We start from the raw sequence: 14,045 nt of genomic DNA, 5'->3' as shown, positions 1-14,045 counted from the left end.
GTCTAGAACTCGTCGTCGTCACCGTCGTCGTCGGGGGCGTTGCCGCCGCGGATCAGCATCAGCGTCGCGGCCAGCTCATCGGGTTTGACCAGCACCTGCCGGGCCTTGGAGCCCTCGGAGGGGCCGACGATGTCGCGGGTCTCCATCAGGTCCATCAGCCGGCCGGCCTTGGCGAAGCCGACCCGCAGCTTGCGCTGCAGCATCGAGGTGGAACCGAATTGGCTAGACACCACCAGTTCGACGGCCTGCAGGAAGACGTCCATGTCGTCGCCGATGTCGGGGTCGACGTCGGCGCGGTCCCCACTGGCCTTCACGGCGGTGACGCCCTCGGTGTACTCGGGCTCGGCTTGGTCCTTGCAGGCGCTGACGACGGCCTGGATCTCCTCGTCGGAGATGAACGCTCCCTGCAGCCGGATCGGCTTGTTGGCGCCCATCGGCAGGAAAAGCCCGTCGCCCATGCCGATCAGCTTCTCGGCGCCCGGCTGGTCCAGGATGACTCGGGAATCGGTGAGCGACGACGTGGCGAACGCCAGTCGGGACGGCACGTTGGTCTTGATCAGGCCGGTGACGACGTCCACCGACGGCCGCTGGGTGGCCAGCACCAGGTGGATGCCGGCGGCGCGGGCCTTCTGGGTGATCCGCACGATCGCGTCCTCGACGTCGCGCGGCGCGGTCATCATCAGGTCGGCGAGCTCGTCGACGACCGCGAGGATGTAGGGGTAGGGCCGGTAGACCCGTTCGCTGCCCAGCGGGGTGGTGATCTCCCCGGAGCGGACCTTGTCGTTGAAGTCGTTGATGTGGCGCACCCGAGACGACTTCATGTCCTGGTAGCGCTGCTCCATCTCCTCGACCAGCCAGGCCAGCGCCGCGGCGGCCTTCTTCGGCTCGGTGATGATCGGGGTGATCAGGTGCGGAATGCCTTCGTACGGCGTGAGTTCCACCATCTTCGGGTCGATCAGGATCATCCTGACCTCTTCGGGGGTGGCGCGCGCTAACAGTGACACCAGCATCGAGTTGACGAAGCTGGACTTGCCCGAACCGGTGGAACCGGCCACCAGCAGGTGCGGCATCTTGGCCAGGTTGGCGCAGATGAAGTCGCCTTCGATGTCCTTGCCCAGTCCGATCACCAGCGGGTGGTGATCGCCGCGGGTGGACGGCGCGGTCAGCACGTCGGCGAGCCGCACCAGTTCGCGATCGGTGTTGGGCACCTCGATACCGACGGCGGACTTGCCCGGGATCGGGGCGAGCATCCGCACACTCTCGGTGGCCACCGCATAGGCGATGTTGCGTTGCAGAGCGGTGATCTTCTCGACCTTGACGCCGGGGCCCAGCTCCACCTCGTAGCGGGTAACGGTGGGACCGCGGGTGCAGCCGGTGACCGCGGCGTCGACCTTGAACTGTTCCAGCACCGAGGTGATCGCGTCGGCCATCTGGTCGTTGGCGGCGGTGCGTGTCTTCGGGGGGTCCCCGGCGACCAGCAGGCTCAGCGCCGGCAGCGTGTAGGGGCCCTCCACCACGCGGTCGAGGACCACGGTGGTTTCGGCGGACTTGGCCGCCTTGGCCTCCTTGGCGGACTTGCGGCGCACCGGCTTGACCGGGGGCGGCGCCGCGGCGGGCTCTTCATCGAGCGGGTAGTTGTCCAGTGGGGTGCGCGACTGCCAGTCCGGGGCGTCGTCGACTCCGGCGTCGGGCTCGATTGCGCCGAACCGGCTGGTGCCACCGGCCTGGGTGCCGACGCCGGCGTCGTAGGCGGCGTCGTCATCGGCAGCCTCGTAGGTCTGGTCGTAATCCTGATCGTCGTAGTCGTCGTAGTCGTCGTAATCGTCGTAATCGTCGTAGTCGCCGCGGAACATCGTGCGCAGGGTCTCGGGGGCCTCACGCAAGGTGGTACCGGTCAGCAACAACACTCCGAACAACACACCGATGCACAACAACGGCGCGGCGATCCACGCCGTGAGTCCGTCGGCGAGCGGGCCGCCGATCGCGAACCCCACAAAGCCGGCGCCATGCAGGCGGCCGTCGGGGCTCTGCGGCGAGCCCGACCACAGGTGCCACAGGCCCAGGATCGGCAGCCCGATCATGGCCGATCCGAGGATCAGGCGAGGCCGGTTTTCCGGGTCGGGTTCGGTGCGCATCAGCAGCACGGCACCGGCGGCGGCCAGCAGCGGAAGCAGCACCACCGCTCCGCCGATCACGGTGCGCAGACCGGTGTCGATCCACGCCCCGACCGGCCGGGCGGCATCCAGCCAGCAGCTGGCGGCGGTCACCACGGCAAATCCCAGCAGGGCCAGCGCGATGCCGTCGCGGCGATGGCCGGGATCGATGTCGTGGGCGCGGCCCACCGAGCGCGCCGCGCCACCAGCGCCCTTGGCGACCATCAGCCAGGTGGCGCGGGCCAGGCGTCCGCAGGCCATCCCGAGCGCCACCGGACCCGAGTGCTGCCGGGCGGCGCGGCGCGGCTTGGCAGCCGGGCGAGACCGAGCGGGCCGTGAACCAGCCTTGGGTGCGGCCTTGGAACCGGCTTTTGCCCTGGTCGTTCGGGTACCGGAGCGCGCGGGAGCTCTACTAGTACCGGTCTTACTAGCCATATCGGCAAGCCTAGTCGCAATTACCCCATCTGCACCATAAGCCACACTGGCCCCGGCGGATCGGTTCAGCGCGTATCCGCACGGGGGCTCGGTAGGGTGGCCCGTGAATCCCCCTTCAGCCAAGGAGTCGCAACATGCCCGTGGTCTCGCCAGTGGTCGTCGTCGCCACCTTCACCGTCAAGCCGGAATCGGTCGAGGCCGTGCGCGAGATCTGCACCAAGGCGGTGGCACAGGTGCACGACGAGCCGGGTTGCCAGCTGTACTCCCTGCACGAAGCCGACGGCGCCTTTGTGTTCATCGAGCAGTGGGCCGACGCCGACGCGTTGAAGGCCCACTCGACGGCACCCGCGGTCGGTGAGCTGTTCGGCAGCCTTACCGAGCATCTGGCCGGCGCACCGGACATCAAGATGGTGCAACCGGTTCCGGCCGGCGACGCGGGCAAAGGCCAGTTGCGTCCATGACAGCGCGTCCGTCGAGCGGCAGCCTACAAGGGAAGGTCGCGCTGATCACCGGCGCGGCCCGCGGCCAGGGTCGCGCCCATGCCCTGCGGCTGGCCGCCGACGGAGCCGACATCATCGCTGTCGACCTGTGCGGGCAGATCGCCAGCGTGCCCTACCCCCTGGCGGACGCCGAGGACTTGGCGGCCACCGTCAAGCTGGTCGAAGACACCGGTGCGCGCATCGTCGCCCGCCAAGCCGATGTACGTGACCAGGTGGCCCTGGGCGCCGCACTGCAGGCCGGCCTCGACGAGTTGGGCCGGGTGGACATCGTGGTGGCCAACGCCGGCATCGCCCCGATGGCCGCGGCCGATGGCTGGCACGACGTCATCGACGTCAACCTGACCGGTGTGTACCACACCATCGAGGCCGCGATTCCGACGATGATCGACCAGGGCGACGGCGGGTCGATCGTGCTGATCAGTTCGGCCGCGGGCCTGGCCGGCATCGGCAGCCACGATGCCGGAGCCATCGGTTACACCGCGGCCAAACATGGGCTGGTCGGACTGATGCGAGTCTACGCGAACCTGCTGGCGCAGCACAGCATTCGGGTGAACTCGGTGCACCCGGCCGGTGTCGACACCCCGATGATCAACAACGACTACGTCCGGGGTTGGCTGGCCGAGCTCACCGCCGCGACAGGTACGCCACCGGACATGGGCAATGCGCTGCCGGTACAGGTGCTGGAACCGGAGGACATCGCCAATGCGGTGGCCTGGCTGGTATCCGATGCGGCCCGCTACATCACCGGCATCACCTTGCCCGTCGACGCCGGGTTCATCAACAAGAGGTAGCCCGATGGCACGCAACCCGGTAGCTCAGACGGCCTACGGCCCGATGGTGCTGGCAGCAATCGAGCACCATGAGCCGCCCGGACAACGCCTGGTCGACGACGACCTGGCGACACCGTTCTTGCCGACCGTCATGCGCTGGCTGGTGGCGGCCACGCGGCCCGCGCCGCTGCGCCGATGGTTCATCGCCGCGATGGACCGATCCGGGCCGGGCCTGTGGGTCAACCTGACCTGCCGCAAGCGTTTCATCGCCGACCGCGTCGACGAGGCGATCGGCGAGCACGTCGCGAAAATCCAGGCCGTGGTGATCCTCGGTGCCGGCCTGGACACCCTCGCCTACCGACTCGCCCGGCGAAGCCCCATTCCGGTGTTCGAGGTGGATCAGCCGGTCAACATCGCCCGCAAGGCCACCACCGTGCGCCGGGTGTTGGGTGAACTGCCGCTGTCGGTTCGGCTGGTGGCGCTGGACTTCGAGCACGACGATGTGCTGACCACGCTGGTCGAGCACGGCTATCGCACCGCGTTCCGGACGTTCTTCGTCGCCGAAGGCGTGACCCAGTACCTGACCGAGAGCGCCGTCCGCGGAACCCTGGAAGGCCTGCGCGCGGCGGCGACCGGTAGCCGGCTGGTGTTCACCTACGTCCGCCGCGACTTCATCGACGGCACGAATCTGTACGGGTCGCCGACGTTGTATCGCAAGGTTTGTGCGGCGGCCCCAGCTTCGCCTCTCCTTCGTCGAGCCTCGCTGAACCGCCGGGTCGGCTCCGGGAAGCTCTGGCATTTCGGCCTGCAGCCTGCCGAGGTGGCAGATTTTCTTGCCGAATACGGCTGGCGACTGATCGAGCAGGCCGGACCCGAACAGTTCCTCCAGCGCTATGTCGAGCCCACTGGCCGCCGTCTGGGCGCGAGTGATCTGGAGTGGTCGGTGTACGCCGAAAAGCTCTGAGCCGGCCGGCTCAGACCTCGATCACCGTCGGCACGATCATCGGCTGACGCCGGTAGACCTCGCCCACCCATTTGCCCACCGTGCGGCGCACCGCCTGAGCGATCCGGGCCGGATCGGTGACCTGCTCTGCGGCAAGGGATTCCAGTTCCGCCTCGACCTTGCGCGCCGCCGGCTCCAGGGCCTTGGGGTCTTCGGAGAAGCCCCGCGAATGCAGGTGCGGCGGAGCCACCGGCTTGCCGGTCCCGCGGCGGACCACCACCGTGATCGCGACGAATCCGCTGGACAGGATCAACCGCTCCCCCAGCGTTGCATCGCCGACATCGCCGTCGACGAGCCCGTCGACGAACATCTTGCCGGTCGGTACCGCCCCGGCAATGCGTGCCTGTCCGGCGACCAGGTCGACGCTGACCCCGTTCTCGGCCATCAGGATCGACTCCTCTGGCACCCCGGTACGGACGGCCAGTGCGGCGTTGGCGCGCATCATCCGCCAGGTGCCGTGTACAGGCATCACGTTGCGGGGCCGAATTCCGTTGTAGAGGAACAGTAGTTCGCCGGAGTAGGCGTGCCCGGAAACATGAACGCGCGCCTGGGCATTGGTGACCACCCGGGCACCGATCTTGGCCAGTGCGTCCATCACCCCGTAGACGGCTTCCTCGTTGCCGGGAATCAGCGACGACGACAGCACCACCAGATCGCCGGCGGTCAGCGTGATCGACCGGTGCTCGCCACGCGACATCCGTGACAGCGCCGAGAGCGGTTCGCCCTGGGTTCCGGTGGTGACCAGCACCACCTTCTCCGGCGGCATCTCCTCGGCGGCCCCGATGTCGATCACATCGCGGTCTGTGACCCGCAGAAAACCCAGATCCTTGGCGATCCCCATATTGCGGACCATCGACCTGCCGACGAAGGCCACCCGCCGGCCCTGTGACACCGCGGCGTCGACGATCTGCTGGACCCGGTCCACGTTCGAGGCGAAGCAGGCCACGATCACCCGGCCCTCGGCGCCGCGGATCAGCCGGTGCAGGGTGGGACCAACCTCGCTCTCGCTGGGACCGACACCGGGAATCTCGGCATTGGTCGAGTCACACAGGAACAGGTCCACACCCTTGTCGCCCAGGCGTGACATCCCGGGCAGGTCGGTGGGCCGCCCGTCCGGGGGCAGCTGGTCGAGCTTGATGTCGCCGGTGTGCAGGACGGTGCCCGCGCCGGTGTGCACCGCGATCGCCAGTGCATCCGGGATGGAGTGGTTCACCGCGAAGTACTCGCATTCGAACACCCCGTGGGTGCTGCGCTGACCCTCGGCCACCTGGACGAAGACCGGCTTGATGCGGTGTTCTCGGCACTTGGCGGCGACCAGGGCCAGGGTGAACTTCGAACCGACCACCGGAATGTCGGCCCGCAGTTTGAGCAGGAACGGAATGGCGCCGATGTGGTCCTCGTGGGCGTGGGTCAGCACCAGCGCCTCGACGTCGTCGAGCCGGTCTTGGATGTGGCGGATGTCCGGCAGGATCAGGTCGACGCCGGGCTCGTCGTGGCCCGGGAACAGCACGCCGCAGTCGATGATCAACAGCCGGCCGAGGTGCTCGAAAACGGTCATATTGCGGCCGATTTCGCTGATACCGCCGAGTGCGGTGACGCGCAGTCCGCCTTCGGTCAGCGGACCCGGCGGGGAGAGATCTTCAGTCACCCGCACCTCACCCGAGTACTGACGCAGCGCGCATGTCGATGGCAAGTTCGTCGACCTCGGCGGCGGATGCCGGGACCATCGGCAACCGGGGATCGCCGGCCTCGAAACCCTGCAATCGCAGACCGGCCTTGACGAAGGTCACCCCGCCGACGCGACCCATCGCGTTGGACAGCGATGCGATCGAGACGTTGATCTTGCGGGCGGTCTCGACGTCGCCGGCCGCGAAGGCGGCCAGCATGTCGCGCAACTGAGCGGCCGCGAAGTGCGAGATCACGCTGACGAATCCGGTGGCCCCCATGGCCAGCCAGGGCAGATTCAGCGCGTCGTCGCCGGAGTAGTAGGCCAATCCGGTCTCGGCCATGATCTGCGCTCCGGCGTGCAAGTCCCCCTTGGCGTCCTTGATCGCGACGATGTTGGGGTGTTCGGCCAGCTCGAAGATGGTGTCCGGCGCGATCGGCACCACCGAGCGGGCCGGGATGTCGTAGAGCATCACCGGCAGCGCGCTGGCGTCGGCGACGGCGGTGAAGTGCGCCAACAGGCCGGCCTGCGACGGACGCGAGTAGTACGGCGTCACCACCAGCAGGCCGTGCGCGCCGACCCCGGCGCAGGCCTCGGCGAGGCGCACGCTGTGCTCGGTGTCGTTGCTGCCGGCGCCGGCGATGATGCGAGCCCGGTCACCGACCGCCTCGACCACCGCACGCAGCAGCGTGAGCTTCTCGTAGTCCGCGGTGGTCGGCGACTCGCCGGTGGTACCCGAGATCACCAAACCGTCGCAACCGGCGTCGATAAGGCGATTGGCCAGGCGTACGGCGGCGTCGGTGTCCACCGAGCCGTCCGCGCCGAAGGGGGTCACCATGGCGGTCAGCACGGTGCCGAACTGCGCCTTGGCGTCGAATCCGCTGCTGCTCACGGCCCCAAGATTACCTGGCCCCTGGAGTTGCTCAGACCTCGGTGGCGAGCGGACTGGTCGCGACTTCGGTGCCGTCGGCCAGCGTGCTGATCTGGAAGTCCTCGAACGCCGCCGGAGCCACGTCAGTGAGCTGCCGCAGGCACTCGACGGCCAGCCGGCGAATCTCGACATCGGCGTGCTCGCTGGCCCGCATCGCGATGAAGTGCCGCCATGCCCGGTAATTGCCCGTCACCACGATGCGCGTCTCGGTGGCGTTGGGCAGCACGGCGCGAGCGGCCTGTCGAGCCTGCTTGCGCCGCAGCGCCCCCACGGTCTCGCCGGCCTGGCCCGCCGCGAATTTGGCTTCCAGCCGGGCCAGCAGCTCGACGTAGGCGGCGCGACTGGCGTCCGCGGCGTCGGTCAGGATCTGCTGCAGTTCCGGGTCGTCCTCCAGGCCGGGCGGCACCACGACCCGCGAGTCCGGTTCGGGCACGTAGCGCTGGGACAGCTGGGAGAACGAGAAGTGCCGGTGCCGGATGAGCTCGTGGGTGGCCGACCGGGAGATGCCGGTGATGTAGAAGGTCACCGAGGCGTGCTCCAACACCGAGAAGTGCCCGACGTCGATGATGTGCTTCAGGTAGGCGGCGTTGGTCGCGGTTCGCGGGTTGGGCTTGGACCAGCTCTGGTAGCAGGCCCGGCCGGCGAACTCGACCAGTGCCGACCCGCCGTCGGCGTCGGTGCTCCACGGCACGTCCGACGGCGGACTGAACTCGGTCTTGGCAATCAGTTGCACGCGCAGCGGCGCCGTCTCGGCCACGGCACTCACCTTAAGGCGTGCCCGGCCGGTCTCAACGCCACCGCGCCCACACGTAGGGCACCAGGCAGAATGCCCTCGGCGTATTGGCGGGTGAACGTCAGTCGCTGGGCACTTTCGCAGCGATCTGACCAGCGATGACCACCGCGGTGTCCTTGGGATCCGCACTGCAGGTGTTGACGTCGATCACGACGTTGTTGGCCACGGTCAGCGCCCGCCCGCAGGCCCAGCTCACGTCGTTGCCCGCATTGTCTTGGGTCGCGACGGTGCTCAGCATGCCGTCGGCGTTGACGATCGGACCGGCGGTCCAGATAGTGCCGCTCTGCAGATGGCTGTATTCGTGGCAGGCCGGCCATTGCCGGGCGGCAGTGGCGAAGAACGCGGCGGCCTGCTTGGCCGATGGGAACGCGACGACGGCCTGTTCGGCGAAGTGCTCGAAATCGTCGCCCTCGCTGAGCGCCTGTTCCCGCACGCCGGAGTAGCCGCTGTCGGCGTATACCGGCTCCTGAGCCGCGCCGTCGATGGCCAGACACTCTTGAGGTTGCATGGTGGCGCTGTCGTCCGACAGGGCGGTATGGGTGCGGGTGACGGCCATATCGGTCGCCTCCATGATCGAGTTGACCTGCTCGGGGGTGAGTAACAGAGCGCGCAGGCCATCCTCGGCGACGGGTGCGGCCGTCATGGTAGGGGTGGGCACCGTCGATGTGGGGTTCGGCAGGACCTTCAGTTCGTGACTCCCACAGCCGGCAGCCAGCGCAGCACTCGCGACAACAAGCACCCATGCAGCAGAAACCCGCATACGATCACCCCGACATCCCCGACCCTGGATCGGTACGCCAGTCATCAACGCTGCCGATCAGCTCCCGGTCGCCACCCTAGCGCCGTCCGGGAAGCTTCGCCGGTGGCGGCCGGTCCGCCGGCTCTCGACGTTTACGCCGTAAGTCCCGACGGGTATCCCGCGCCAAGGCCGCTGCGCAGGAGGCACGCGAGCGGGCTCAACAGCGATGGGGGGCTCAGTGTTGCTACGGAAGATCACACGTCCACTGCTCGCGGCAGCGTTTATCGGTCAAGGCGTGGAGGCGTTGCGCCGGCCGCAGCAAGCCGGGCGGGCGGCCCGTCCGGCGTTTGACGGACTCAAGCAGTTACCCGGCGAGATAGCGGCCAAGATGCCGTCCGACGTCGAGGCGTTCGCCAAGGCCAACGCGCTGGCGCAGGTCGGCGGTGGCGTCTTGCTGGCAACCGGCAAGCTGCCACGCATTGCGGCCGCGGTACTGGCGTGCACGGTAATCCCAGGTAGCGCCGGGGCGCACATGTTCTGGACGGAGCCCGACCCGCAACGCAGGGCTGAACAACGCAAAGCGTTCTTGACCGACATCAGCCTGGTCGGTGGATTGATGATCGCGGCTGCCGACACCGAGGGAAGACCTTCACTGGGCTGGCGGGCCCGCCGCGCCTATCGGCGTGCAGCCGACGCGTTGCCCACCACGTCCGGTGATGCCGCGCTGGAGACAGTCGGCGAAAAGGTCAGCGCGGGCTTGAAGGCCGGCGTGGAACACGGCCGCGAACTCGCCGAGATGGTGGGGGAAATGGCCGGACCGTTACTGGAGTCGGCCGGCGAACGGGGAGCACAGCTCGCTGAAGTCGCCGCCGACCGCGGAACCGAGCTGGCGCAGGCGGCCCGATCCATCGCCGCGGCCCGTTGGGCTAACCATTGAGCACCCGTCGGCGCAGCTCGGCCACCAGATCCCCGCGCTCCCCCACCCTGACCTGACTCAATCCGAGCCAGGACGCCATCGACCACAGTTCGGTGGCCAGTGCCTCAGCCACTCGTTCGCGCGACTGCCCCTCTTCGGCGAACGCCCCGACGACATGCAGCGCACCCTGCTGCCGATCGGCCTTGAGGTCCACCCGGCCGACCAGCTCCCCATCCAACAGGAATGGCCACACGTAGTAGCCGTACTGCCGTTTGGGCGCCGGGGTATAGATCTCAATGCGATAAAAGAAGTCGAACAACCGCTGCACCCGCGGCCGGAAGAAGATCAGCGGATCGAACGGGCACAGCAATGCGGTGCCGCGATCGGTTCGCGGAATCGATTGCCCCGCACGCAGATAGGCCGCGGCGTCCCAGCCGTCGACGGCGACCGGTTCCAATTCGCCGGCCGCCACCAACTTCGCGATCGCCGGTTTGACCTGGGCGGCCGACAACCGGAAGTAGTCACGCAGGTCGGCCTCGGTGGCAACGCCCAGGGCGCCGGCTGCGCGGCGGACAAGCTCGCGAATCGCCTCGTCGTCGTCGACCTCGACTGCCAGCACCTGCGGTGGCAGCACGTTCTCGACCAGGTCGTAGTGCCGGGCGAACCCGACCCGGGTGGCCGTGGTCAGCTCCCCCGAGGCGAACAGCGCCTCGGCCACCCATTTGGTGTCACTGCGGTTCCACCACGGCCCCTTTCCGGCTCGACCGGACGCTGACCACGTGGAGGCCAGGTGCTCTTCGATCTCGCCGGCAGTCGACGGACCCAGTTCGCCGATCGCGGCGGTGACATCGATGACCAGCTGCGGGTTGGCCCGCACGATGGCCGAACCCCACCGGCCATGGGGCCATTGCCGCATCCGCCAGCGCAACAGCGGCCAGTCCTCGACGGCCATCAGCGCCGCCTCGTGCGCCCAGTACTCGACCAACAACCGCGGCGAGCGGGCGCTGTGGCTCCACGCGGCTCGATCCAGCACGGTGCGGTCATAGGGCCCGAGCCGGCTGAACACCGGCGCGTAGTGGGCGCGTACCGCCACAGAGACCGAATCGAGCTGCAGTACTTGGATGCGGGAGATCAGCCGTTTCAGGTGCGCCCTGGTGACTGTGGCAGAGGGTTTGGGATCCGTGAATCCCTGTGCGGCAACGGCGATCCGACGCGCCTGCGCGGCGGTCAGGACTGGCACGAAGTCCGGTGGTAAGTCAGATAGCGGTAGCGCAGACCGGTTCGGCTGGTCAGCCACTCCCCCGTGCTGGCCTGCCAGGACTGGTCAAGCACCGGCGCCACGGCGTCACCGTCCTGCGCCGGCAAATCGATATCGACCTCGGTTACTTCGCAGCGGCCCGCCAGCGGCAGCGCCAGCGCGTAGATCTCCGCTCCGCCGACCACCCAGATGTCGTCGCCCTCCAGCGCCTGATCCAGGGTCGGCACGACGGTGGCGCCGTCGGCGACATAGTCCGGGTCCCGGGTGAGCACGACATTGCGCCGATCGGGCAGCGGCCGGACTCTGGCGGGCAGCGATTCCCAGGTCAGCCGCCCCATCACCACGGTGTGGCCGATGGTGAGCTGTTTGTAGCGGGCCTGATCTTCGGGCACCCGCCAGGGAATGCCGCCGGCACGGCCGATCACCCCGGACTTCGACTGAGCCCAGATCAGACTGATCGTCATACCGCCACAGGCGCCTTGATCGCCGGATGCGGGTCGTAGCCCCGGATCTCGACGTCCTCGTAGGTGTAGCCGAAGATCGAGTCACGCGGCGCCAGAACCAATTGCGGATACGGACGCGGATCACGACTCAGTTGTTCGGTGACCTGATCGACGTGATTGTCGTAGATGTGGCAGTCGCCGCCGGTCCAGATGAACTCTCCGACACCCAGCCCGGCCTGCGCGGCCATCATGTGGGTCAGCAGCGCATAGCTGGCGATGTTGAACGGCACGCCGAGGAACAGGTCGGCGCTGCGCTGATAGAGCTGGCAGGACAGCTTGCCGTCGGCGACGTAGAACTGAAACAGCGCGTGACAGGGGGCCAGCGCCATCTCGCCGATCTCGCCGACGTTCCATGCCGAGACGATGATCCGGCGCGAATCCGGGTCGGTGCGCAGCAGGTGCAGCGCAGCAGAGATCTGGTCTACGTGCTCACCCGCCGGCGTCGGCCACGACCGCCACTGCACTCCGTAGACCGGACCGAGATCTCCTGTCTCAGAAGCCCATTCATCCCAGATGGTGACACCGTGTTCGTTGAGCCAGGCGATGTTGGAGTCACCGCGCAGAAACCACAGCAGCTCGTAGATCACCGACTTGAGGTGCACCTTCTTGGTGGTGATCAGCGGGAATCCGGCGGTCAGGTCATAGCGCAGCTGGTGGCCGAACAGGCTGCGGGTGCCGGTGCCGGTACGGTCCGCCTTCGCGGTTCCCTCGGCCAAAACCAGCCGCAACAGGTCTTCGTACGGGGTCGCGATCGGCACGCCGCCCAGCTTAGCGGCGATCGCAAGCGCGGCGAAGCCACGCGCCGCGGGTCGCCGCAATCAACACCGCGGCGATCGCAAGCGCGGCGAAGCCACGCGCCGCGGGTCGCCGCATCAACACCGCGGCGATCGCAAGCGCGGCGAAGCCACGCGCCGCGGGTCGCCGCATCAACACCGCGGCGATCGGTCGGAGTACAACGGAGGCCATGCCCACGATCACCGACACCATCACCACCCCCGACGGGGACTGCCCCGTTCGCCTGTTCACCCCGGAAGGCTCCGGGCCCTGGCCCGGCGTGGTCATGTATCCCGATGCTGGCGGAGTCCGGGCGGCCTTCGACGAGATGGCCACCGAACTGGCGGGCTACGGCTACGCCGTGCTGCTTCCCGATGTGTACTACCGGCACCCCGGCTGGGCGCCGTTCGACATGGCGACGGTATTCGCCGACGCCAAGGAGCGCGGCCGGCTGTTCTCGATGATCGGCGACGTGACCCCGGACCGGATGACCACCGACGCGCGGGCGTTCTTCGATTATCTGGCCGGCCGGCCCGAAGTCCGCGGAGAGAAATTCGGGGTGTGCGGCTACTGCATGGGTGGGCGTACATCGGTGACCGTCGCCGGACGCGTGCCCGACCGGGTGGCCGCGGCGGCGTCGTTCCACGGCGGCGGCCTGGTCACCGACTCCGCGGACAGTCCCCATCTGCTGGCCGATCAGATGACTGCCACCGTCTATGTGGCCGGCGCCGAGAACGACGCGTCGTTCACGAAGGCGCATGCCGCAACCCTGGACGAGGCGCTGAGCGCCGCCGGCGTCACATACACCGTCGAGTTCTATCCGGCCGCGCACGGGTTCGCCGTGCCCGACAACGCGCCCTATGACGCCGACGCGGCGGCCCGGCACTGGGCGGCGATGCGCGACGTGTTCGGCGACACTCTGGCCACCCAATAATTGCCTACTGGGAATTATTGCCCACTGAGCATTTTCAGGTAGTATGGTGGAATGACCGGTCTGCGAGAACGCAAGAAGGCCGACACCCGCCGAGCCCTGTCCGACGCCGCCCTGCAGCTGATGTTCGAGCGCGGCCTGGACAACGTCACCCGGGAAGACATCGCCGCCCTGGCCGGGGTCTCAACACGGACCTTCAGCAATTACTTCGCCACCAAGTTCGAGGCCTTGGCCTATCGGCAGACCGAACGCCTGCGTCGCGGTGTCGCCCTGCTGCGCCAGCGTCCCGCCGAGGAGCCGCTGTGGACGTCGCTCACCGAGGCGATTCTCGGGCCCATCGAAGACGACTTCACCGCGTCGACCGAGGATGTCAACCGCCCGCCGGCCCGCGCCAAGCTCGCTGAGCTTCGCAAGGCACTGAGCAACAGTGACATTCGCAGTGCGTTGCCGCACGAGGTCTTCGACGACTTCGTCCGCGCGATCGCCGAACGCACCGGCACCGATCCGCAGCGCGATCGCTATCCCCGCCTGGCCGCCGGCGTCGTCTACGCGGTTGTCGAGGCCACCATGGACACCTACACCGCCGCGGATCCGCCGGTCCCCTACCCGCGGCTGCTCCGCGAGGCGTTCGCCGACGTCGCCGCCGGGCTTCCGGCACCCACCGACTGAAAAG

15 protein-coding genes are annotated in these 14,045 nt (G+C 68.1%); 6 read left to right on the top strand and 9 right to left on the bottom strand.

All coding sequences use genetic code 11. The annotated features are described in order from the left end of the window. Positions 1-2: 2 nt before the first annotated feature. Positions 3-2,588, bottom strand: coding sequence for a DNA translocase FtsK (locus NM962_15820; protein UVO11433.1), 2,586 nt, complete (start codon positions 2,586-2,588; stop codon positions 3-5). A 134-nt stretch (positions 2,589-2,722) separates the two neighbouring features. Between NM962_15820 and NM962_15815 the strand changes: the two genes are divergently transcribed. Genes NM962_15815 through NM962_15805 form a run of 3 tightly spaced genes read left to right on the top strand, consistent with a single transcriptional unit; the run spans position 2,723 to position 4,822 of the window. Then, a complete protein-coding gene (locus NM962_15815) occupies positions 2,723-3,049 on the top strand; it encodes an antibiotic biosynthesis monooxygenase (protein UVO11432.1) in 327 nt (108 codons plus the stop codon). Continuing rightward, on the top strand, positions 3,046-3,879 hold the full coding sequence (locus tag NM962_15810; protein UVO11431.1) for a mycofactocin-coupled SDR family oxidoreductase: 834 nt from the start codon (positions 3,046-3,048) through the stop codon (positions 3,877-3,879). The genes NM962_15815 and NM962_15810 overlap by 4 nt, the downstream gene beginning before the upstream one ends. A gap of 4 nt (positions 3,880-3,883) precedes the next feature. After that, on the top strand, positions 3,884-4,822 hold the full coding sequence (locus NM962_15805; GenBank protein UVO11430.1) for an SAM-dependent methyltransferase: 939 nt from the start codon (positions 3,884-3,886) through the stop codon (positions 4,820-4,822). Between the two features lie 10 nt (positions 4,823-4,832). On the opposite strand, the gene NM962_15800 is transcribed toward NM962_15805, so the two are convergent. The 4 genes from NM962_15800 to NM962_15785 form a co-directional block, all read right to left on the bottom strand. Continuing rightward, the gene (locus tag NM962_15800; GenBank protein ID UVO11429.1) at positions 4,833-6,509 is read right to left on the bottom strand and encodes a ribonuclease J; all 1,677 of its coding nucleotides are present in this window, start codon (positions 6,507-6,509) and stop codon (positions 4,833-4,835) included. A 7-nt stretch (positions 6,510-6,516) separates the two neighbouring features. Next, on the bottom strand, positions 6,517-7,419 hold the full coding sequence (gene dapA / locus NM962_15795; GenBank protein UVO11428.1) for a 4-hydroxy-tetrahydrodipicolinate synthase: 903 nt from the start codon (positions 7,417-7,419) through the stop codon (positions 6,517-6,519). Positions 7,420-7,450: 31 nt separating this feature from the next. Next, the gene (gene thyX / locus NM962_15790; GenBank protein ID UVO11427.1) at positions 7,451-8,215 is read right to left on the bottom strand and encodes an FAD-dependent thymidylate synthase; all 765 of its coding nucleotides are present in this window, start codon (positions 8,213-8,215) and stop codon (positions 7,451-7,453) included. A gap of 97 nt (positions 8,216-8,312) precedes the next feature. Beyond that, positions 8,313-8,894 carry a sensor domain-containing protein gene (locus NM962_15785; protein ID UVO11426.1) on the bottom strand — a complete coding sequence of 194 codons (582 nt, stop codon included), beginning with the start codon at positions 8,892-8,894 and terminating at the stop codon, positions 8,313-8,315. A gap of 334 nt (positions 8,895-9,228) precedes the next feature. Between NM962_15785 and NM962_15780 the strand changes: the two genes are divergently transcribed. Continuing rightward, a complete protein-coding gene (locus NM962_15780) occupies positions 9,229-9,927 on the top strand; it encodes a DoxX family protein (GenBank protein UVO11425.1) in 699 nt (232 codons plus the stop codon). Here NM962_15780 and NM962_15775 read toward each other — a convergent pair. Genes NM962_15775 through NM962_15760 form a run of 4 tightly spaced genes read right to left on the bottom strand, consistent with a single transcriptional unit; the run spans position 9,917 to position 12,651 of the window. Then, on the bottom strand, positions 9,917-11,146 hold the full coding sequence (locus tag NM962_15775; protein UVO11424.1) for a winged helix DNA-binding domain-containing protein: 1,230 nt from the start codon (positions 11,144-11,146) through the stop codon (positions 9,917-9,919). The two genes, NM962_15780 and NM962_15775, sit on opposite strands and share 11 nt — an antisense overlap. Beyond that, positions 11,134-11,628 carry a dihydrofolate reductase gene (locus NM962_15770; GenBank protein UVO11423.1) on the bottom strand — a complete coding sequence of 165 codons (495 nt, stop codon included), beginning with the start codon at positions 11,626-11,628 and terminating at the stop codon, positions 11,134-11,136. The genes NM962_15775 and NM962_15770 overlap by 13 nt, the downstream gene beginning before the upstream one ends. Further along, the gene (locus NM962_15765) at positions 11,625-12,425 is read right to left on the bottom strand and encodes a thymidylate synthase (protein UVO11422.1); all 801 of its coding nucleotides are present in this window, start codon (positions 12,423-12,425) and stop codon (positions 11,625-11,627) included. Before NM962_15765 ends, NM962_15770 begins: the two co-directional genes overlap by 4 nt. A gap of 10 nt (positions 12,426-12,435) precedes the next feature. After that, positions 12,436-12,651 (bottom strand): hypothetical protein, encoded by a 216-nt coding sequence (locus NM962_15760; GenBank protein ID UVO11421.1) that lies wholly within the window; start codon positions 12,649-12,651, stop codon positions 12,436-12,438. Between NM962_15760 and NM962_15755 the strand changes: the two genes are divergently transcribed. Both NM962_15755 and NM962_15750 read left to right on the top strand, forming a co-directional pair. After that, the gene (locus NM962_15755) at positions 12,632-13,375 is read left to right on the top strand and encodes a dienelactone hydrolase family protein (protein UVO11420.1); all 744 of its coding nucleotides are present in this window, start codon (positions 12,632-12,634) and stop codon (positions 13,373-13,375) included. The genes NM962_15760 and NM962_15755 overlap by 20 nt on opposite strands. Positions 13,376-13,426: 51 nt before the next feature. After that, on the top strand, positions 13,427-14,041 hold the full coding sequence (locus tag NM962_15750) for a TetR/AcrR family transcriptional regulator (protein ID UVO11419.1): 615 nt from the start codon (positions 13,427-13,429) through the stop codon (positions 14,039-14,041). Positions 14,042-14,045: the final 4 nt, after the last annotated feature.

Source organism: Mycobacterium sp. SVM_VP21, assembly GCA_024758765.1.
Classification (GTDB): domain Bacteria; phylum Actinomycetota; class Actinomycetes; order Mycobacteriales; family Mycobacteriaceae; genus Mycobacterium; species Mycobacterium heraklionense_C.
The sequence above is the reverse complement of the archived record's forward strand: the minus strand, read 5'-3'. Positions and strand labels throughout refer to the sequence as shown.

What these genes read in the sequence shown, in the direction of transcription:
- NM962_15820 (UVO11433.1), bottom strand. Translation starts at nt 2,588, where the DNA reads ATGGCTAGTAAGACCGGTACTAGTAGAGCTCCCGCGCGCTCCGGTACC.
- NM962_15815 (UVO11432.1), top strand. Translation starts at nt 2,723, where the DNA reads ATGCCCGTGGTCTCGCCAGTGGTCGTCGTCGCCACCTTCACCGTCAAG.
- NM962_15810 (UVO11431.1), top strand. Translation starts at nt 3,046, where the DNA reads ATGACAGCGCGTCCGTCGAGCGGCAGCCTACAAGGGAAGGTCGCGCTG.
- NM962_15805 (UVO11430.1), top strand. Translation starts at nt 3,884, where the DNA reads ATGGCACGCAACCCGGTAGCTCAGACGGCCTACGGCCCGATGGTGCTG.
- NM962_15785 (UVO11426.1), bottom strand. Translation starts at nt 8,894, where the DNA reads ATGACGGCCGCACCCGTCGCCGAGGATGGCCTGCGCGCTCTGTTACTC.
- NM962_15770 (UVO11423.1), bottom strand. Translation starts at nt 11,628, where the DNA reads ATGACGATCAGTCTGATCTGGGCTCAGTCGAAGTCCGGGGTGATCGGC.
- NM962_15755 (UVO11420.1), top strand. Translation starts at nt 12,632, where the DNA reads ATGCCCACGATCACCGACACCATCACCACCCCCGACGGGGACTGCCCC.
- NM962_15750 (UVO11419.1), top strand. Translation starts at nt 13,427, where the DNA reads ATGACCGGTCTGCGAGAACGCAAGAAGGCCGACACCCGCCGAGCCCTG.